Source organism: Arthrobacter sp. 210 2, assembly GCF_059093025.1.
In genome coordinates this window covers 179,397-196,733 of the sequence record NZ_JBNHIE010000002.1, presented here as the reverse complement: position 1 = coordinate 196,733, position 17,337 = coordinate 179,397, and the positions used below count along the sequence as shown (strand labels likewise).

The following is a 17,337-nucleotide window of genomic DNA, read 5'->3' as shown; positions in this document are numbered from 1 at the left end:
TGGGACAAAACTCCCAAAGCTAGGACGGGACGATGGATGAAGCGGACCAGCAGGCCCTGACCGGAGCGGTGATCAAGAGGCACAGCCTCGACCTCGCCGAGGTGTGGCTCGACTTTGTTGCCCTCGGCGGGGACGCCTCCGAACAGGACATCAGGGATTACAGCTCCGGGACGGCGGCACTGTCAAAAGATGACCGGGACGCCCTGACCCAGGCAGTGAATGAGCACTGTGCCGCGGCGAACGCACTGGTCCGGGCACCCTTCAGCGGTTCCCTCCTCGCGCTTCCGCAGAAGGAACGGCAGGATCCCTACTCGTCGAAGTAGGTGAAGGTGTCAGTGCCGCCCGCCACGGAGGAGACCACGGTGGCCGCGACGTCCCGCAGCTTCACGTTCCTGGAATTGGAGGCCTCGCGCAGGACCTGGAAGGCGGCGGCCTGGCTGCAGCGGTTCTGCGCCATGATGGCACCGGTGGCCAGGTCGATGACCGTCCGTGACTGCATGGCCGCACTCATGCCGTCCCTGGACTCCTGAAGCCTGGCCATCCGCAGGGCAAGCGTGAGCCCCTTGGAGACCTGTTCGGTATAAGCCTCGGCGGTGGCGGCGTCGTCACCGCTGCACGCCCCCGGCTGCTCGAAGTGAAGGGTAAGAGCGCCGAGGTCCTTGCCTTCCAGGATCAGCGGGATGCCCAGCACAGACCCGATGCCCTGCTCCCGGGCGGCCACCACGTACTCCGGCCAGCGGTCTTCGTGTTCCAGGTCCGGGACGAGGACTGTTCCCCTGGTCCGGATGGCGGCCAGGCCCGGGCCGTCCCCCTGCGTGTCTTCCAGCTCGGTGAGCAGGCAGGAGCCGGGGCTGCTGCCGGCCATGGCGGTGGGCTTCTTGGGGCGGGTCAGCCTGATGCCGCAGGACACGTCCCGGCCGGCACTGCCCAGGCGCGCGGCAGAGTACTCTGCGAGGTCCCGAAGGAGCTGCTCCACGCCGCGGTTCCCGAGGACCAGGTCCTGCAGGTGCGCTGCAACATCGGCAAAGACTCTGCCATCCGCAACATCGGTGACCACCAAGGATCTTTCCTCCCGGACGAAAATGAAAAGCCATAACAACATGGCCGCTCACTGCCAAACGGTCATTCCAGCCTACCCGTGCGAAGGACGTAACCTGTCAACCATGAAGCCCGCCTCCAGCCACAGCGGCTCCGTCCGCGGTAGAACAGTGACGGCCGGCGGCGTCCCGGTGCACAGTTTCCTGGGGGTTCCGTACGCGGAGCCGCCGACGGGGGAACGCCGTTTCCGCCCGCCCGTTCCCGTGTCCCCATGGCCCGGTGTGCTCGACGGCACCGCGCCGGGTCCGGCCGCCCCGCAGAACCCCGAGTCGCCGGCACCGCCCGGCGCCAAACCGCGGATCTGGAGCGAGGAGGGCTGCCTCAACCTCAACATCTGGACTCCCGCCACGGACGGCCCGGCCAGGCCCGTGATGGTGTGGATCCATGGCGGCGCCTACCTCAGTGGTTCCAACAGTGACGGCATGTACGACGGCGCCAACCTCGCCGCCGCGGGCGATGCCGTGGTGGTCACGATCAACTACCGGCTGGGAGCGCTCGGTTTCCTGCACCTGGCGGACCTCCTGGGACCTGGCTACGAAGACTCCTCCAACATTGCCCTCCTGGACCAGCTTGAAGCATTGCGCTGGGTCCGCCGCAACATCGCCGGGTTCGGCGGGGACCCGCAGAACGTGACCCTGTTTGGGGAATCGGCCGGGGCCGCGGCCATCGGCACCCTCCTGGGCATGCCGGCGTCGGAAGGCCTGTTCCGCCGGGCCATCATGCAAAGCGGCACCGCCGAACGCTGGCGCACGCCCGTTGACTCTGCCAGCATCAGCCGGAAGTTCCTCGCCCTGTGCGGCCTGGACAGCCATTCGGCCGCCGAGCTGCTGGCCCTGCCCGTGGAGCGGCTGCTGGAGGCCCAGGAAAAGCTGGTGCAGGAGGTGGGCCGGGAAACATTCGCCGTTCCCCTGCCCTTCCAGCCGACGGTGGGGACGCCCTCACTGCCGCAGCCGCCCCTGGATGCGGTCCGGCAAGGGTTCAACGCCGGAGTGGATCTTATTGTTGGGACCAACCTCAACGAGGGGTCCTTCGCGGTGGAAATGCGGCCCACTGCCCCGGAGGATCCCGGCTATCCGGAACGCGCCGCCGCCGTGCTCACGGCCGCCGGGATTGCCGGGGATCGGGCGGCCGATTACGCGTCCGCCCTCGCCAAGGTTCTGTCGCTGGAGGCCGGCCTGCCGCAGGACGCCGGCCAGTCACGGGACGCAGGCCTGTCACGGGATGTGTCCGGCAAGGAACTCCTCGAAGCCGCCATTGCCGATTCCGTCTACCGCCAGCCCAGCAACAACCTGCTGGACGCGCGCGGTAGTGGCGCCCGGCACGGGGCGCCGGGCCGGACCTTTTCCTACCTCTTCACCTGGCGCAGCCCGGCAATGGGCGGAAAGCTCGGAGCATGCCACGCCCTGGACATCCCGTTCGTCTTCCGGCACCTGGATGCGCCGGAGGCTGCCTTCCTCACCCGCGGCCGGGCACCGCAATCCCTCAGCGACACCATGAGCGGTGCATGGGCGTCATTCGCGCGGACCGGAATACCCGGCCTGCCCGGACTGGAGTGGCCGGAATACGGGCGGCACCGCAATACCATGATCCTCGGCGCGGCACCCCGGGTGGACGCGGATCCGCGCCGGGACATCAGGAAGTTCTTCGAGGCGAACCGGGTCAGCCTGCAGCCTGGGCGTTGAGGGTGTCCCGGATCCCGTTCAACGCGGGGTCCCGGAGCTGCATGAAGGCAGGCTTCAGCAGCGGCTGAATAATCTTGGCCGGTCCCTTGATGCTGAACTCGGCCGTGTACTTCACCAGCGACCCGGTGCCGGACGGGCTTACGTCAACGGAGTCGAAGGCCGTGACGGTCTTGTTCTCGCCGCGGAGCTTGATGTGGTTCTCCGTCAGCTCGATGACCTCGTACTCCAGGGTCTGGCGCTTCCCCCGGAATTCGGACTCCGCGTGGTAGCGGTGGCCCACCGCCACCGGGCCCGGCGTCAGCTTGTCCATCACGGGAGTGTTGGGGTCCCACGTGCTCGTGTTCTCGAACTCCCTCATGAAGGCAAAGGCCTTTTCGGCAGACAGCTTGGTTTCCACGCTTCCGGTGACTGTGATCATCACCCCAGTGTAGGAACGGGCTGGCGGGATGCACAGCCCCGCCGCCCTACGCCCGCCCGGCCGCCGCAGCCGTTTTCCGTCCGGCCAGCTGGACGGACGCCATTTTGTAGCACAGCTGCCCGCCGAGTTCGCGGGGATGGATCCACACCTCATAGCCCTCGGCTGCCGAGAACAGGGCCCTGCCCGCTGTCATGTCCGCTGCAAGCCAGAGGGCGGAGGAATCCTGCATGGCGTCATCCACCACCCCTGCCCGGACCAGCTGGAAATCCTTCCGGACCTCCACGGGAATCCCGACGAGCCGGCTCCAGTCGTGAAAGCGAAACCACTTCATGGCGCGGTCAGTGCATGTGGCTTCCGCCGTTGATGTCCACCGTGGTGCCGGTGAGGTAGGCGGATTCCTCGGAGGACAGGAAGGTGATCACGGCAGCAACTTCTTCCGTGGTGGCGTTGCGGCCCAGCGGAATCCCGGCGTTGATGGCCGCTTCCTGCTCCTCGGTGCTGCCCACCCGGATGTTGGTGTCCACCGCGCCCGGGGTGATGGCGTTGACGGTCACGCCGGTGGTGCCCAGTTCGCGGGCCAGTGCCTTGGTAAGGCCCAGGATGGCGGCCTTGGCTGCGGAGTACGGGACCTTGCCGAAGACCCCGCCACCGCGCTGGGCTGATACGGAGGACATGTTGACGATCCGGCCCCAGCCGTTGGCGATCATGTCCGGCAGGAAGGCCTTGGTCACCAGGTAGGTGCCGGTGGCGTTGACGTCCATCACCTTATGCCACAGCTCAAGGGTGGTCTCCAGGAACGGGACGGGGGAAGTGATCCCGGCGATGTTGGCCAGGGCCCCTACCGGCCGCAGGTTGCCGGCGGTGACCTCCGCGGCTACGGCCTGGTAGGCGGCGTTGACGGATGCTTCGTTGGCGACGTCGATTTCGTGGCCAAAGGCGGGGACGTTGAATTCGTTGCCGATCTCGGCGGCGACCTTGGCGGACTTCTCGCCGTCGAGGTCCAGGATCACCACCGCCCAGCCCTGGTTGGCGTAGCGGCGTGCGGTGGTGATGCCGATGCCCCGGTCCGAGGTTGCCCCGGTGAGGACTGCGGTGCGCTGGATGGTGGTCATGATGGTGCTCCTTGGCTGTGATGGAACATCTTTGGTCCCTTGGGTTGGCTGGCCCGGCTCGCACGGGCATTCGTGATGGGGACCACATTAGTCCTGTCAATGTTAACAGTCAACCTCCGACATTGACTGTTGACATTGCTCATGACGCCGATCACACTGGACCTATCATTTTGTTAACCGTCGACAGCGGCTACCCCAACGAGCCGCTTTCCGAAAGGGAACCACCATGGGCAAAGATGCTCTGAACATGCGCGGTCCAGTGCATGGCACCAAGGACGCGAAGCGCGTCGCCATTGGCTCCGGTGTGGGCGCAGTAATCGAGACGTACGACTTCATCGGTTTCGGCACCGCCGCTGCGCTGTACTTCGGGACCGCTTTCTTCCCCACCGGCGATCCCGTTACCGGCACCCTGGCCGCCTTCGCCACCCTGGGCGTTGGCTTCGCTGCCCGCCCGCTGGGCGGCATCATTGGTGGACACCTGGGTGACAAGGTGGGCCGCAAGCCCGTGCTGGTCACCTCGCTGATCCTGATGGGCGTGGCCACGTTCCTGATCGGCCTGCTCCCTACCTACAGCCAGGTGGGCCTGCTGGCTCCGGCGCTGCTGGTGTTTGTCCGCATCGTCCAGGGCCTGGCCTTCGGCGCCGAATGGGGCGGCGCCATCCTGATGAGCTACGAGCACGCACCATGGAAGTCCAAGGGCAAGTACACCGGCATTGTCCAGGCCGGCTTCCCGGTAGGCCTCCTGCTCGCCAACCTGGTCTTCCTGGTCAGCGTCAATCTCGGTGGCGAACTCGCCTGGCGCGTTCCGTTCCTGGCCAGCATCGTGCTGGTGGTTGTGGGCCTGATCATCCGCTCCAAGGTTCCCGAGTCCCCCGTCTTCGACGAGGTCAAGGACAGCGGTGACATCGTCAAGTCCCCCATCGTGGAGGTCATCAAGACCGACTGGCGCAACATCGTCAAGGGCATCGGCCTCCGCGTTGCTGAGACTGCCGGCTACGCCGTGTCCATCACGTACATGATTTCCTACCTGCACACCGAACAGCTGGCGGACAAGACGCAGACCCTCGTAGCGCTCTGCATCGCATCCTTCATCGGCATCTTCGCCACCGCCGCCTGGGCACGCCTCACCGACCGCATCGGCCGCCGCCCGGTCTACCTCTGGTCCTGCGCCTTCGCCGTCCTGTTCGCCGTGCCCATGTTCCTGCTGGTCAACACCGGCCTGTTCTTCTTCATCATCGCCACCATCGCCATCTCCTACGCCGTCTGCCAGAACTCGCTTGCCGGCGCCCAGGGCGCCTGGTTCCCGGAGCTCTTCCAGGCCAAGACCCGCGCCTCAGGCGCCAGCCTTGCCTACCAGATCTCCGCCATGGTCTCCGGCTTCACCCCCTTCGTCACCACGCTGCTCTTCGTCAGCTTCGGCTGGATGGGCCCGGCCCTTCTGTTCGGCGCCTATGCAGCAGTGGGCCTGTGGGCCGCACTCGCCACCCGCGAAACCTGGGGAAAGCGCGAGCGCGAGCTGGCCGATGAAGCCACCAAAAGCACCCCCAACACGGTGAGCGTCTAATGACCGTCACGCACGATACGAACACGGAGCAAGCCATGCCGACAGAAACCGTCCAAGCCCCGGCCATCAAAAGCCAAGCGGCTCAGGAGCGGATCGCCAAAATCGCCGCCGCCGCCTACCGGATCCGGCACCACGCCCTGAACATGGGCGAGGTGCAGGGCCAGGGCTACGTGGGCCAGGCCCTGGGTGCAGCGGACATGCTGGCCACGGTCTACGGCGACCAGCTCCGCTTCCGCGCCGAGGACCCGCACTGGGAGGCCCGGGACCGGTTCCTGCTCTCCACCGGCCACTACGCCATCGGCCACTACGCCGCGCTGGCCGAAGCCGGCATCGTCCCGGTCGACGAGCTCGAAACCTACGGCTCGGATGATTCGCGGCTGCCGATGTCCGGCATGTCCACCTACACGCCCGGAATGGAGATCTCCGGCGGCTCCCTGGGCCACGGCCTGACCATCGCCGTCGGCATGGCCCTGGGCCTCCGGTACCAGGGCTCCGATTCGAGGGTGTTCAACTTCCTCTCCGACGGCGAGCTGGACGAAGGCTCTACCTGGGAGGCGGCCATGGGCGCGCACCACCACCAGTTGGGCAACCTCACAGCAATGGTGGACATCAACGCCCTGCAGGCGGACGGCAAGACGGACACGGTACTGCGCACCGAGCCGGTGACCGAAAAGTGGGAATCGTTCGGCTGGTACACCCAGCGGGTGGACGGCAACGACGTCGCCGCGCTGCTCGCAGCCTTCGACAACGCAGCCGCCCAGGCCGCCGCCGTCGGACGCCCCTCCGTGATCCTCTGCGACACCAAGGTAGGCCGCGGCGTACCCCTGCTCGAAAACCGCGAAAAGGCGCACTTCATGCGCATCGAAGAACACGAATGGCAGACCTGCCGCGAGCAGCTCACCGCCGGCTATGAAGGAAAGGCTTCAGCATGAGCACCACCACCGAGGCCCCCAACACCACGACAGCCGTCAAGCCGAAGCTGAAGACCTCGGCCATGATCGCCTCCTTCGCTGACCCGGGCCAGAAGACGGCGTCCGCACCGTTCGGGCACGCCCTGGTCAAGGCCGCGCAGGAAAACGACAGGATCGTCGGCCTGACCGCGGACCTGGGCAAGTACACGGACATGCACATCTTCGCCAAGGCATTCCCGGAGCGGTTCTTCCAGATGGGCATGGCCGAGCAGCTGCTCTTTGGCGCCGCGGCCGGCCTGGCGGAAACCGGGCTGGTGCCGTTCGCGTCCACCTACTCGGTGTTCGCTGCCCGCCGCGCCTACGACTTCCTGTGCCTGGACGCCGCCGAGCCCAACCTGAACGTCAACATCGTGGGCGGCCTGCCCGGCCTCACCACCGGCTACGGCCCCAGCCACCAGGCCACCGAGGACATGGCGATCTTCCGCGGCATGCCCAACCTGACCATCGTGGACCCCTGCGACTCGGTGGACATCGAGCAGGCTGTCCCCCAGCTCGCAGCGTCCGAAGGACCCACCTACCTGCGCCTGCTGCGCGGCAACGTGCCCACCGTCCTGGACGAATACGACTACACGTTCGAGCTCGGCAAGGCCAAGGTCCTGCGCGGCGGCAACGACGTTGTGTTCATCTCCTCCGGCCTGATGACCATGCGTGCCCTGCAGGCCGCTAAAGCGCTGGCGGCACACAACGTGGACGTCGCCGTCGTGCACGCCCCCACCATCAAGCCGTTCGACGCCGAAACCGTTCTCAAGGAGATCAACACCGACCGGCTGGCCGTGACGCTGGAAAACCACTCCGTGGTGGGCGGCCTGTTCGAAACCGTCGCCTCCGCCGTCGTGACCGCCGGCGTAGGAAAGCGCGTGGTCCCCGTGGCGCTGCCGGACCAGTTCCTCGACGCCGGGGCGCTGCCCACCCTGCACGACCGCTACGGGCTTGCCGTGGACCGGATCGTCGCAAAGGTCCTCGCCGAACTCGGCTGACCTTCAGCATCAAAGAGCACGGCACCGGTCCCGGCCGGTGCCGTGCTTTCTGTCGTAGTATCGACGTACGACTGTAAACAGTCGACTTACAACATTGAGGACGGAAGCCATGGCCGGACTGACAGCCCCGCTGCTGGGACTGGAAAAGAAAAGCCTGCGCGAGCAGGCGCTCGCGGCACTGAGGACCGCCATCACCAGCGGCGAGCTGGAACCCGGGCGGCACCTGGTGGAAACCGAGCTGTCCGAGATGCTGCAGATCAGCCGGGGAACACTCCGTGAAGCCCTGCGCCAGCTGGAACAGGAAGGCCTGCTCTCGGCCGGGCCCCGTGGCCGGCTCTCCGTCCGGCACCTGGATGAAAAGGAAATTCGGGATATCTTCGCCGTCCGCGCCGCCCTGGAGTCGCTTGCCGCCCGGACCCTCTGCGAACTTCCGGACCGGCAACACGTCACGCAGTCCCTGCACAAAGCCATCGACGCGATGAGCGCGACAGCTGACGGGACGCTTGAGGAACGGATCGAATCGGACCTCGAATTCCATCGCACCCTGTGCCGCCTGACCGGCAACGAGACGCTCCTGCATTCCTGGCAATCGCTGGAAGGCTCCATCCGGATGTCCATCATGTTCGCCGGCCGGGAAAAGGGCGTCAGCAACATGAGCGTGGACCGTCACCGGGACATCGTCGCCGCCATCGACACCGGTGACGCCGCCCTGGTCCGCAAGACCATCCTCGAGCACATGGACACGGCCGCGGCCACCCTGGTGTCCTAGCCACTTCTTGGTAGTTTCGTAGTTCGCGCGAATAGTCCCCGCGCCCCCGGGTACGTTGGACTATGAGCAGGGTGGCCAGGCAGTATGCCTTGGGACCGCGGGACCAACTGTAGAAAGAGGACTCAATGCGGGAACCGATGACCAGCGACGATGTTTTTGAAGCGGAGACCGTTGCCGGCGAAAACGAAGAAGCAGCTGCTGAACCGTCAGCGGACCCGGACGTCAATTTCGACGAGCAGTTTTATCCGGCCCGGCCCAAGGCCCTAAGGCCCACCGCCCGGCGGCGCCAATACTTTGCCACCAGGCCATCCTTCGAATTCGATGGACGCAATGCGGCCTATGTTGAATGGTTGCGGAACCAGGCGATGCTGGGCGACGCCAACACATTGGCCCGGCAGCTCTCCGGGCAAGCCAGCATGTGGCAGAACTCCTACGCTCACCCGAACCCCCGGGCTGCCGTGGAGCGGGCACCCGTCTGGTTCACTGCCTATCCGCTGTCCTTCATCACCAGGTCCACTGAGTCCTTCCTCTCAGCCCTGGGCGATCCGGCCATGTGGGAAGCGTTCAGCGAAATAGGCATCCGAGCCATCCACACCGGTCCGGTGAAACTGGCCGGCGGCATCAGCGGCTGGTCCCAGACGCCCAGCGTGGACGGGCACTTCGACCGGATCAGCATGGCGATCGATCCGGTGTTCGGAACCGAGGATGAGTTCCGCCGGATGTGCGAGGTCGCCGCGGAACACGGCGGAACCATCATCGATGACATCGTTCCCGGCCACACCGGCAAGGGCGCCGATTTCCGCCTGGCCGAAATGAATTTCCGGGACTACCCGGGCATCTACCACATGGTGGATATCCCGGAGGAGGACTGGCACCTGCTGCCGGACGTCCCCGAGGGGCAGGACTCCGTCAACCTGAGCCCCGATTCCGAGCAGGCCCTGCAGAAGGCCGGGTACATCATTGGCCGGCTGCAGCGGGTGATCTTCTACGAACCGGGCGTCAAGGAAACCAACTGGAGCGCCACCCGGCCCATCGTGGACACCACAGGAAAGACCCGCCGCTGGGTCTACCTCCACTACTTCAAGGCAGGCCAGCCGTCCATCAACTGGCTGGATCCCACATTCGCCGGCATGCGCCTTGTGGTGGGGGACGCACTGCATTCCCTGGTGGACCTGGGCACCGGCGCACTGCGGCTGGATGCCAACGGCTTCCTCGGGGTGGAAAAGAGCGCCGAGGAGCAGCCGGGCTGGTCCGAGGGGCATCCGCTGTCCGAGGCAGCCAACCAGCTCATCGGCTCCATGATCCGCAAGGTGGGCGGGTTCTCCTTCCAGGAGCTGAACCTGACCATCGACGACATCAAGGCGACGTCCGAGGCGGGCCCGGACCTTTCCTACGACTTCATCACCCGGCCGGCCTACCACTACGCGCTGGTCACCGCCGATACCGAGTTCCTGCGGCTGACGCTCAAGCTGTCCATGGAAATCGGCGTCGACCAGGCATCACTGGTCCACGCCCTGCAGAACCATGACGAACTGACGTACGAGCTGATGCACTTTGCCGCGGGGCACCGGGATGAGATCTTCGAGCTCAACGGGCAGGAACTGACGGGCGCCCAGGTCGCCGAACAGGTGCAGCAGACCATGCGGGAGCGCCTGACCGGGGAGAACGCGCCCTACAACGCCACGTTCACCACCAACGGCATCGCCTGCACGTCGGTCAGCTTCATCATGGCCGCACTGGGCATCAAGGACCCCCAAGCGGTGACCCCGGAAGAGGAGGCGCGGATCCTGGATGTCCACATCCTCCTCGCCATGTACAACGCGCTCCAGCCCGGGGTCTTCGCACTCTCCGGCTGGGACCTGGCCGGCATCATGGCACTGGACCGCAAGAGCGTCGCCGAACTCACCGCCCAGGGTGACACCCGCTGGATCAACCGCGGTGCTCACGACATCATGGGCACCAGCCCGGACGCGGTAACCTCCTCCGCCGGTATGCCCCGGGCCCGGAGCCTGTACGGCCCGCTCCCCGAGCAGCTGCAGAACCCGTCCTCCTTCGCGAGGCGCCTGCAGCGGATCCTGGCGGTCCGCGAGGAAAGCGGCATCGCCACCGGCGCCCTGCTGGATGTACCGGACGTCTCCAACCGCGGACTGCTGGTGATGGTGGTCCGGCTGAACAACGGCGCACTGGGTGTTACGGTGCTGAATTTCTCCGACCAGGACATTGCCGGCAGCATCCAGTCCAGCCACCTGGTGCCCGGGGCTGCCGTCCACGACCTGTTCACCGGCGATGCCGTTGGCCAGGTGGATGACCTGCACAGCTTCTTCCTTGAACTGCCCGCTTACCAGGGCACGGTCCTGCAGCTGACAGAGGAAGAGGAGACCGGGCAGGAGGACGGCGTTACTGCACCACCCGTGGGCTGATTTTCCTTGCGGCCGCGCGGGAATCCCTGTGGGTTCTCAACCGTTAACTGAATGTTCGGTAAGTTACCCGCGCGTAAACGAGGGATTGAATGAACGGGAAGTTTGTATCTGTTGAGGACGACGCCGGGAAGGTCACCCGCTACGTCCGTCACGGCAACGGCGGGGGCCTCGTGGCGCCCGGGGCAGTCGTGGCCGAAAGCGCCCGCATCGGCGCCATGACGTACGTGGAGCAAGGCGCACAGATCGGTCCCGGCTGCCGGATCGGCCATGGGAGCTGGATTGACCGTGAAGCCAGGATCGGCGACCGGACGGTGGTGGGTGACGGCGTGCGCATCGGCCGTGCGACGGTGATTGGAAGCCGGGTACACATCGGCAGCCACTCGCGCATTGGTTCCGGGGTCCTCATTGAGCACGGGGTCCACGTGCACGCGGACAGCACCGTGCCCGACGGCGGCCAGGTCCTGCTGGGTTCGCGGACCCCGGAACGCGCTGCGGCGCGGAAGCGGCCGCACCGCAGCGGCAGGGGCAGGATCGCCGCCTGAGGCTGCTAGCGCGCCCCGGCAGCCTCGCGAACCTCAGGGGCAGGCGCGAGCAGCATGGTTGCGGTATCGATGCGCTCATCAGTGTCCTGCCGGGCGACCAGTTCGTCCGCCTCCTCGCGGCTGGCAACCACGGGCACTGACCCGAGCAGGGGCCGGGACGCCGACTCCCGCATCTTCAGCAAGGCAAACAGCGCCACCAGCGAGAAGAACATCACGTAGAACGCGGGAGCGTACAGGTTCCCGGTCGCCTCAACGAGGATCTGGCTGACCAGGGGCGTGGTGCCGCCGAAAACCGAAATGGCGAGGTTGTGCGTGACGCCTACCGATCCGAACCGGGAGGCCGTGGGAAAGAGCTCCGACATCACGGCCGCCGTCAGTGCGAGGAAAAACGCCGAGGGCAGCGACACCAGGAACAGTGCCAGGTACAGGGACCACAGCGTTCCCAGCTGCATCAGGGTAAAGGCCGGCAGCAGCAGGACCAGGTTTCCGATCGTGGCCATCGCGTAGATGGGGCGCCGGCCGATGCGGTCGGACCAGCGGGCCACAAGCGGGATCATGAGCGCCAGCAGAACCAGGACGACGACGGCGGCAACGGCCGTGTGCATAGGGTCGGATCCGACCTGGGTTTCCAAGTACGTGGGTATGTAGCTGGTCAGCAGGTACCCCGTCGTGCCGTCGGCGGCAACGAGGGAGCAGCCGATCAGGATTTGCGGCCAGTAGTGCTTGAAGATGTTCGGCAGGTTGTGCCGGACGAAGATGGGGTCAACGTCTTCGGTTCCGGCCTTTGCGTGGGCGGCCTCGAAGCTGGGTGATTCCGGGAGCCGGAGCCGCATCAGAATCGCCACGATGCCCAGGGGAAGGGCGATCAGGAACGGGATGCGCCAGCCGCCGTCCAGCATTGCACTGTCACCCCACGCGGACGTGGTGATGGCGGTGGTCGCGGCCACCATGCTGGCACCGGCAGCGAAGCCGAGCATTGAGCCGGAGTTAAGCAGGGAGGCCATATACCCGCGGTTGCGGTCGGGCGAGAACTCGGAGATGTAGGTGGCGGCACCGGAATATTCGCCGCCGGTGGAGAAACCCTGCAGCATCTTGAGCAGGTACAGGGGGATGATGACCCACAGGCCCACCTCGCCTGCTGTGGGGAGCAGGCCGATCCCGGTTGTGGCCACGGCCATCAGTGCCATCGTGAAGAAGAGCACTTTGCGCCGGCCGATCCTGTCACCCAGCGGACCGAGGATCATTCCACCCAGGGGGCGAACGATGAAGGACACAGCGAAACCGAGCAGGGTGACCAGCAGGCCCATGCGTTCGTCCATGCCCTCCGTGAACACGGAGGTCATGACGACGGCCAGGTAGCCGTAGACTCCGATGTCGTACCACTCAATGAAGTTGCCTACCCCAGCACCTACCTGCGCCTTCCGCAGTTCGTTCTTATCCACGATGATGCAGTCGCCCGCCGTCAGTCGGCGGGCAGTTTTGTGGCGCACGGGGTGCTCTTCTTTTGAGTGTTCGAACATCTTTGTCCTGTCTCTGTACCGGATGACGGGTGGGCAGGAGTACCGGCGGTCAACCGGAATCCCCTAGGGGAGGCTGGTAAGTATTGTGCCAGAAAGACAACGGAGGATCGGCCGCTTTCCCGCCCCGGATGTGATCTGAGCCTCCATTTTCCGCGTGATCAGCCCGTCTCGGAGCTGTTGCAATAGAAGCAACTGGTCGCGTCACAATCATCAAACGACCAACGTTCCCATCCTCGCCCTGCCGAAAATTGACCCTTTGCGCCGAGGGGTTTTCACGGGCAACTGGAGCCCGGGCTGCCGGCCTCCGGGCCGGCAGCCGCCTTCTGTTGCCACGGCCGCCGCGCAGGACCGCCCCGCCCCAAACGGCAAGGAAGGCCGCAACCAGCAAGAGCCCTGCCTCGCCCAGGTCGATATCGCCCAGCCAGGCGGTGACATGATCATCCAGCCCAAAGGCGGCATGGGCGAACCCGCCGAGGGTGATGGCTGCGATGAACAGCGCCGACACGGCGGAAAGGCCCGTCACCAAGGCATTGAAGCCGAGTTTGCGCTGCGGGTGGTCCATGGCGGAGCGGTACATCCGCATCATCGCCATGCCGTTGACCGAATCACACAGGGTCATCGCGGCGGTAAACGCCAGCGGCAGCACAAGCAGCGCGAAGGGCGGCACCCCGGCCAGGGACGCCGCCGTCGTCATCATCAGCAGCCCGATGGTGGTGGCGGTGTCGAAGCCCAGCCCGAACAGGAAGCCGATCACGTAGATGTTCCGTGGCCGACGCACCCTGGACAGTGGCCTGGCCAGCAGCCGCGCGACGAGCCCCTGCTGTTCGAGGTCCGCCGGACTGATTGCCGCGCCGCTGCGGGCCCGGCGGTAGGCCCGCGCCGACCTGGCGAACGCCGACCCGTTGAACAGGCCCATCGCCAGCAGGAACAGCCCGGAAACGCCGCTCCCGATCAACCCGAGCACCAGGTTGCCCGCGGACCCGTCCTGCATGAACCCGCCCACGGCGCCAGCGCCGGCGACCACCAGCACCCCGGCCAGGGTCACCACGGAGCTGTGCCCCAGGCTGAAGGCAAAGCCGACGCTCACAGGCTCCTGCCGCTGCGCCACGAACTTCCGCGTCGAATTATCGATCGCAGCCAGGTGGTCCCAGTCGTAGCTGTGCTTCACGCCGGCCAGGTAGGCGGTCAGGACCAGGCCCCACGTGAGCGCGTGGGCACCGGCCGCACCGGCGTTCCCTGCGAGCAGGAGTACGACGGCGGCCGCATGCAGCGCTGCCACCGCACCGAAGGTGAACATGAGGCGCGTCCGCACCGGCAGCGTTTCCCGCTGCCGGTAGTAGGCGGCGATGTCCGTGATGGCCGTCATCAGTGCTTCCTCAGGTTCAGCGGTCCCTGCCCGTGCCAGCGTTCCCGCAGGAGGTTGGCGCAGGCCGAAAGGAGGAGGTTCAGTTCCCCGGTGCAGTTGGACAGGGCGCGGAGCACCAGGCCGGAAGTACCCGCGACGGCCCGGGTCAGGGAAATGCCGGTCAACGCATCGAATCCGGTGGCGATCAGGTGCAGTTCATCGGCGAGCACCTGGTCCACGCGAGCGTCCACCACCACGAGGGACCCCACGTGGCTGAAACCCTCCATGAACCCGAGCCCCGTGACGTCGCCCGACGGCGGCCGGATCAGCAGGTTGTCCAGCGCCAGGAGTTCAGGCGTCCCGCCGCCGCCGCCGTCGGGTTCCACCCGGATCTCGTTGCGCAGCCGGACTTCCTCGTACCGGAAGGCGGCCCCGTCCGGCGACCAGCCTGGGGTCACCACCTCAGCCACGACCAGCGACGACGACGGCCGCAGGGCAATGGAGGTCCGCTGCCGGTAGCTGGCCTCCCGGTAGGCGATGAGCTGGTCCGGCATCAGCTCCAACCGGGCCCCCTCCCCCAGCCGGACAGTCATCCGCTGCTCAGCAAAAGACCCGGGAGTCCGGTACACCTTCGTGGCCGACTGGGTGGTCAACAAGAGATCAGCACCTGATTCGACTTCCACATCGAGCACAAAAAGATCAGCGCCAAGATAAGCGCCGCCAGGATTCACCACGACGTAGCAAACCTGCCCCGAGTCGTCCAGATAGTGCGGCCGCAGTACACGAAGAGCGCCCTCATGGAACTGGCGCGAGGCAATCGACCTACCTCCCCGCAAACTGATGCCAAGCTCAAGCCGCCCACGAGGTGACATGACAGCTGAAGCGGAGCCGGGGATAAGGGGCCGCGGCGTGGCGGGCACCGCGAAGCGGGCACGGCCCCTTATCCCCGGTGAAGCGCCCGTCGCTGCCGCCGCCGTACTCATTGCGCCAAATCGAGCATCAGGACGTCACGCCGAACCCATTCGATGACGGCGTCGAGTCCTTCGTCTGTTTTGAGGTTGGTGAAGCAAAATGGTTTGTCGCCCCTGAATTCCCGCGAATCCCGCTCCATTACGTTCAAATCCGCGCCGACGTGGGGTGCGAGGTCGGTTTTGTTGATGATGAAGAGGTCGGACTTGATCATGCCTTGGCCGGCTTTGCGGGGGATCTTCTCGCCCTGGGCCACATCGATGATGTAGATGGAGAAGTCGACGAGTTCAGGGCTGAAGGTGGCGGACAGGTTGTCGCCGCCGGATTCGACGAAGATCACCTGCAGGTCGGGATGGCGGGCTTTGAGTTCCTCGATGGCGGCGGTGTTCATGGAGGTGTCTTCGCGGATGGCGGTGTGCGGGCAGCCGCCGGTTTCGACGCCGATGATCCGGTCCACGGGCAGGATGCCGTTGGCCGCGAGGATTTTGGCATCTTCGATGGTGTAGATGTCGTTGGTGATGGCAGCCATGGAGATTTCGCCGCTCATGTGGCGGGTGAGGCGCTCCACAAGCTGGGTCTTGCCTGCGCCGACGGGTCCGCCGATGCCGATCTTGATGGGTTCAGACATGTGTCCTCCTTTGAATCACAAGCACAGTCAGCTCATGAACATCCGGGCACGTTGGCGTTCGTGCCGCATTTGCGAAATTTCCAGTCCGGGCGTCACGGCCCCGAAGTCGTCCGGCGTGAGGTGGGCAATCCGTTCGACGGCGGCAGCAACGTCGTCGGCCGCTTGCCGCAGGAGCCGCTGGCCTGCGTTCTGCCCGAGCGGGATGGCCCGGACGGCGTTCTGGGTGAGCGACGTGACGGTGGCAAAAAGATAGGCGGCGAGCGCCTCCGGAAGCGGCACGCCGAGTGAACGGGCGACGACGGCGAACGCCAGCGGCTGATGCCCCGCAGCCCGGCCACCGGAAACCAGCTCCCGGTAGGATGCGAGCTCATCCGAGGGAAACACCTCACCCCCAATCTCCAGCAACCGGAGCCCCATCTTCACGGAAGCCTCCCGAACCTGCCGCGGCAAAAGAGAAGCGGACAAAAGAGCATCAAGTTCAAGAACATCAACACCCTCATACAAGAACCGAATGGCAAGCCCATCAGAGTAAGAAAGCGACTGCGAGATAAAGACACCGAGCCACACCCCAAAACCAGCCTCATCACGAACCACACCGGCATCGATGTACGTCTCAAAGCCAAGTGAGTGGGCAAAGGCCCCAGTAGGAAGCGCAGAGTCAGTGAGCTGCTGCAAGGCAAGTTGGTAACTGTTCACCGCACTGCCGCCCAAGGTGAGGAACGCAAGCGACGCGAGGGATATGGGGCCGCGGCGTGGCGGGCACCGCGGAGCGGGCACGGCCCCACATCCCTCGCGGCGTCCCCAGCCGCACCCGCGGTGAAAACTTTAGTGACTGTGTTCAGCATGTCGGAAAGGAACAGGCATGACGCGTTCCTGCCGGGAGTAGGGCACGGCGACGTGGCGAAGGTAGTCCTCGACGGTGTGGTCGTAGGCGCACACCATGACGTCGGCTTCGTACTCCGACGACGAGTCGAAGAACTGGGCCTGGAGGTGCCGGTTGCCGAGGGAGTGGGCCACGACGCCCATTTCGTGGATGGACCGGGGTGCGATGACCAGGACGTCGGTGGGCAGCACGGACACCACGATCATGTTGGAGTCCTCGACGTGCAGGATGTCGCCGTCGCGGAGGTCACCGGAGCCGGAGGGCAGCCGGATGCCGATTTCCTTGCCGTGGTCCGTCGTTGCGCGTTGGATCCGTTTGACCAGCTGGGCGCTGGGCAGCACCACTTTTTCCTGGTGCAGGCCGGCGTAGGCGACGAGGTCGGTCGCGGGCAGTTCATGGAGGTTGCCGAGGACTTTGTCGATGATCATGTGGGCTCCGG

At 65.7% G+C, this 17,337-nt stretch carries 17 protein-coding genes and 1 pseudogene; 8 read left to right on the top strand and 10 right to left on the bottom strand.

All coding sequences use genetic code 11. The features are described 5' to 3' along the window. Positions 1-32 precede the first annotated feature (32 nt). Positions 33-323 (top strand): hypothetical protein, encoded by a 291-nt coding sequence (locus AC5RWA_RS05350; protein WP_275727581.1) that lies wholly within the window; start codon positions 33-35, stop codon positions 321-323. Here AC5RWA_RS05350 and AC5RWA_RS05345 read toward each other — a convergent pair. Next, positions 308-1,057, bottom strand: a complete 750-nt coding sequence (locus AC5RWA_RS05345; RefSeq protein WP_494056825.1) for a GAF and ANTAR domain-containing protein — start codon at positions 1,055-1,057, stop codon at positions 308-310. The genes AC5RWA_RS05350 and AC5RWA_RS05345 overlap by 16 nt on opposite strands. 106 nt (positions 1,058-1,163) lie before the next feature. Here AC5RWA_RS05345 and AC5RWA_RS05340 point away from each other — a divergent pair, with 106 nt between their 5' ends. After that, a complete protein-coding gene (locus AC5RWA_RS05340; protein WP_494056824.1) occupies positions 1,164-2,780 on the top strand; it encodes a carboxylesterase/lipase family protein in 1,617 nt (538 codons plus the stop codon). Here AC5RWA_RS05340 and AC5RWA_RS05335 read toward each other — a convergent pair. The 3 genes from AC5RWA_RS05335 to AC5RWA_RS05325 are packed head-to-tail and all read right to left on the bottom strand — an operon-like array spanning position 2,758 to position 4,310. Further along, positions 2,758-3,198 carry an SRPBCC family protein gene (locus tag AC5RWA_RS05335; RefSeq protein ID WP_079596766.1) on the bottom strand — a complete coding sequence of 147 codons (441 nt, stop codon included), beginning with the start codon at positions 3,196-3,198 and terminating at the stop codon, positions 2,758-2,760. The two genes, AC5RWA_RS05340 and AC5RWA_RS05335, sit on opposite strands and share 23 nt — an antisense overlap. Before the next feature lie 46 nt (positions 3,199-3,244). Continuing rightward, positions 3,245-3,529, bottom strand: coding sequence for a hypothetical protein (locus AC5RWA_RS05330; protein WP_079596767.1), 285 nt, complete (start codon positions 3,527-3,529; stop codon positions 3,245-3,247). 7 nt (positions 3,530-3,536) lie between these two features. After that, positions 3,537-4,310 carry an SDR family NAD(P)-dependent oxidoreductase gene (locus AC5RWA_RS05325; RefSeq protein WP_494056823.1) on the bottom strand — a complete coding sequence of 258 codons (774 nt, stop codon included), beginning with the start codon at positions 4,308-4,310 and terminating at the stop codon, positions 3,537-3,539. A 226-nt stretch (positions 4,311-4,536) separates the two neighbouring features. Between AC5RWA_RS05325 and AC5RWA_RS05320 the strand changes: the two genes are divergently transcribed. The 6 genes from AC5RWA_RS05320 (at position 4,537) to AC5RWA_RS05295 (ending at position 11,553) form a co-directional block, all read left to right on the top strand. Then, positions 4,537-5,874, top strand: a complete 1,338-nt coding sequence (locus AC5RWA_RS05320) for an MFS transporter (protein ID WP_494056822.1) — start codon at positions 4,537-4,539, stop codon at positions 5,872-5,874. Positions 5,875-5,909: 35 nt separating this feature from the next. Further along, the gene (locus AC5RWA_RS05315) at positions 5,910-6,806 is read left to right on the top strand and encodes a transketolase (protein ID WP_494056821.1); all 897 of its coding nucleotides are present in this window, start codon (positions 5,910-5,912) and stop codon (positions 6,804-6,806) included. Next, positions 6,803-7,822, top strand: coding sequence for a transketolase family protein (locus AC5RWA_RS05310; RefSeq protein WP_494056820.1), 1,020 nt, complete (start codon positions 6,803-6,805; stop codon positions 7,820-7,822). The genes AC5RWA_RS05315 and AC5RWA_RS05310 overlap by 4 nt, the downstream gene beginning before the upstream one ends. A gap of 109 nt (positions 7,823-7,931) precedes the next feature. Then, the gene (locus AC5RWA_RS05305; protein ID WP_079596771.1) at positions 7,932-8,591 is read left to right on the top strand and encodes a GntR family transcriptional regulator; all 660 of its coding nucleotides are present in this window, start codon (positions 7,932-7,934) and stop codon (positions 8,589-8,591) included. A 125-nt stretch (positions 8,592-8,716) separates the two neighbouring features. Beyond that, on the top strand, positions 8,717-11,011 hold the full coding sequence (treS, locus tag AC5RWA_RS05300; RefSeq protein WP_494056819.1) for a maltose alpha-D-glucosyltransferase: 2,295 nt from the start codon (positions 8,717-8,719) through the stop codon (positions 11,009-11,011). Positions 11,012-11,100: 89 nt separating this feature from the next. Beyond that, the gene (locus AC5RWA_RS05295; RefSeq protein ID WP_079596773.1) at positions 11,101-11,553 is read left to right on the top strand and encodes a DapH/DapD/GlmU-related protein; all 453 of its coding nucleotides are present in this window, start codon (positions 11,101-11,103) and stop codon (positions 11,551-11,553) included. 5 nt (positions 11,554-11,558) lie between these two features. Here the strand turns inward: AC5RWA_RS05295 and AC5RWA_RS05290 are convergent, their stop codons facing one another. The 6 genes and pseudogenes from AC5RWA_RS05290 to ureE form a co-directional block, all read right to left on the bottom strand. Then, complete coding sequence (locus tag AC5RWA_RS05290) at positions 11,559-13,043, bottom strand: MFS transporter (RefSeq protein WP_494056818.1); 1,485 nt, start codon at positions 13,041-13,043, stop codon at positions 11,559-11,561. A 367-nt stretch (positions 13,044-13,410) separates the two neighbouring features. Beyond that, positions 13,411-14,439, bottom strand: a pseudogene (locus AC5RWA_RS05285) (HoxN/HupN/NixA family nickel/cobalt transporter); the annotation flags it as partial. Next, the gene (locus tag AC5RWA_RS05280; RefSeq protein WP_494056817.1) at positions 14,439-15,290 is read right to left on the bottom strand and encodes an urease accessory protein UreD; all 852 of its coding nucleotides are present in this window, start codon (positions 15,288-15,290) and stop codon (positions 14,439-14,441) included. The gene AC5RWA_RS05280 and the pseudogene AC5RWA_RS05285, both read right to left, overlap by 1 nt. Before the next feature lie 107 nt (positions 15,291-15,397). After that, a complete protein-coding gene (gene ureG / locus AC5RWA_RS05275) occupies positions 15,398-16,015 on the bottom strand; it encodes an urease accessory protein UreG (RefSeq protein ID WP_275727181.1) in 618 nt (205 codons plus the stop codon). A gap of 27 nt (positions 16,016-16,042) precedes the next feature. Then, complete coding sequence (locus AC5RWA_RS05270) at positions 16,043-16,711, bottom strand: urease accessory protein UreF (RefSeq protein ID WP_494057073.1); 669 nt, start codon at positions 16,709-16,711, stop codon at positions 16,043-16,045. Between the two features lie 129 nt (positions 16,712-16,840). Further along, the gene (gene ureE, locus AC5RWA_RS05265) at positions 16,841-17,326 is read right to left on the bottom strand and encodes an urease accessory protein UreE (protein ID WP_494056816.1); all 486 of its coding nucleotides are present in this window, start codon (positions 17,324-17,326) and stop codon (positions 16,841-16,843) included. Between the last annotated feature and the right edge of the window lie 11 nt (positions 17,327-17,337).

Excerpts from the sequence above, each read along its gene's own strand:
- AC5RWA_RS05350 (WP_275727581.1), top strand. The coding sequence starts at position 33 with ATGGATGAAGCGGACCAGCAGGCCCTGACCGGAGCGGTGATCAAGAGG.
- AC5RWA_RS05340 (WP_494056824.1), top strand. The coding sequence starts at position 1,164 with ATGAAGCCCGCCTCCAGCCACAGCGGCTCCGTCCGCGGTAGAACAGTG.
- AC5RWA_RS05335 (WP_079596766.1), bottom strand. The coding sequence starts at position 3,198 with ATGATCACAGTCACCGGAAGCGTGGAAACCAAGCTGTCTGCCGAAAAG.
- AC5RWA_RS05330 (WP_079596767.1), bottom strand. The coding sequence starts at position 3,529 with ATGAAGTGGTTTCGCTTTCACGACTGGAGCCGGCTCGTCGGGATTCCC.
- AC5RWA_RS05325 (WP_494056823.1), bottom strand. The coding sequence starts at position 4,310 with ATGACCACCATCCAGCGCACCGCAGTCCTCACCGGGGCAACCTCGGAC.
- AC5RWA_RS05320 (WP_494056822.1), top strand. The coding sequence starts at position 4,537 with ATGGGCAAAGATGCTCTGAACATGCGCGGTCCAGTGCATGGCACCAAG.
- AC5RWA_RS05315 (WP_494056821.1), top strand. The coding sequence starts at position 5,910 with ATGCCGACAGAAACCGTCCAAGCCCCGGCCATCAAAAGCCAAGCGGCT.
- AC5RWA_RS05310 (WP_494056820.1), top strand. The coding sequence starts at position 6,803 with ATGAGCACCACCACCGAGGCCCCCAACACCACGACAGCCGTCAAGCCG.
- AC5RWA_RS05305 (WP_079596771.1), top strand. The coding sequence starts at position 7,932 with ATGGCCGGACTGACAGCCCCGCTGCTGGGACTGGAAAAGAAAAGCCTG.
- treS (WP_494056819.1), top strand. The coding sequence starts at position 8,717 with ATGCGGGAACCGATGACCAGCGACGATGTTTTTGAAGCGGAGACCGTT.
- AC5RWA_RS05295 (WP_079596773.1), top strand. The coding sequence starts at position 11,101 with ATGAACGGGAAGTTTGTATCTGTTGAGGACGACGCCGGGAAGGTCACC.
- AC5RWA_RS05280 (WP_494056817.1), bottom strand. The coding sequence starts at position 15,290 with ATGTCACCTCGTGGGCGGCTTGAGCTTGGCATCAGTTTGCGGGGAGGT.
- ureG (WP_275727181.1), bottom strand. The coding sequence starts at position 16,015 with ATGTCTGAACCCATCAAGATCGGCATCGGCGGACCCGTCGGCGCAGGC.
- ureE (WP_494056816.1), bottom strand. The coding sequence starts at position 17,326 with ATGATCATCGACAAAGTCCTCGGCAACCTCCATGAACTGCCCGCGACC.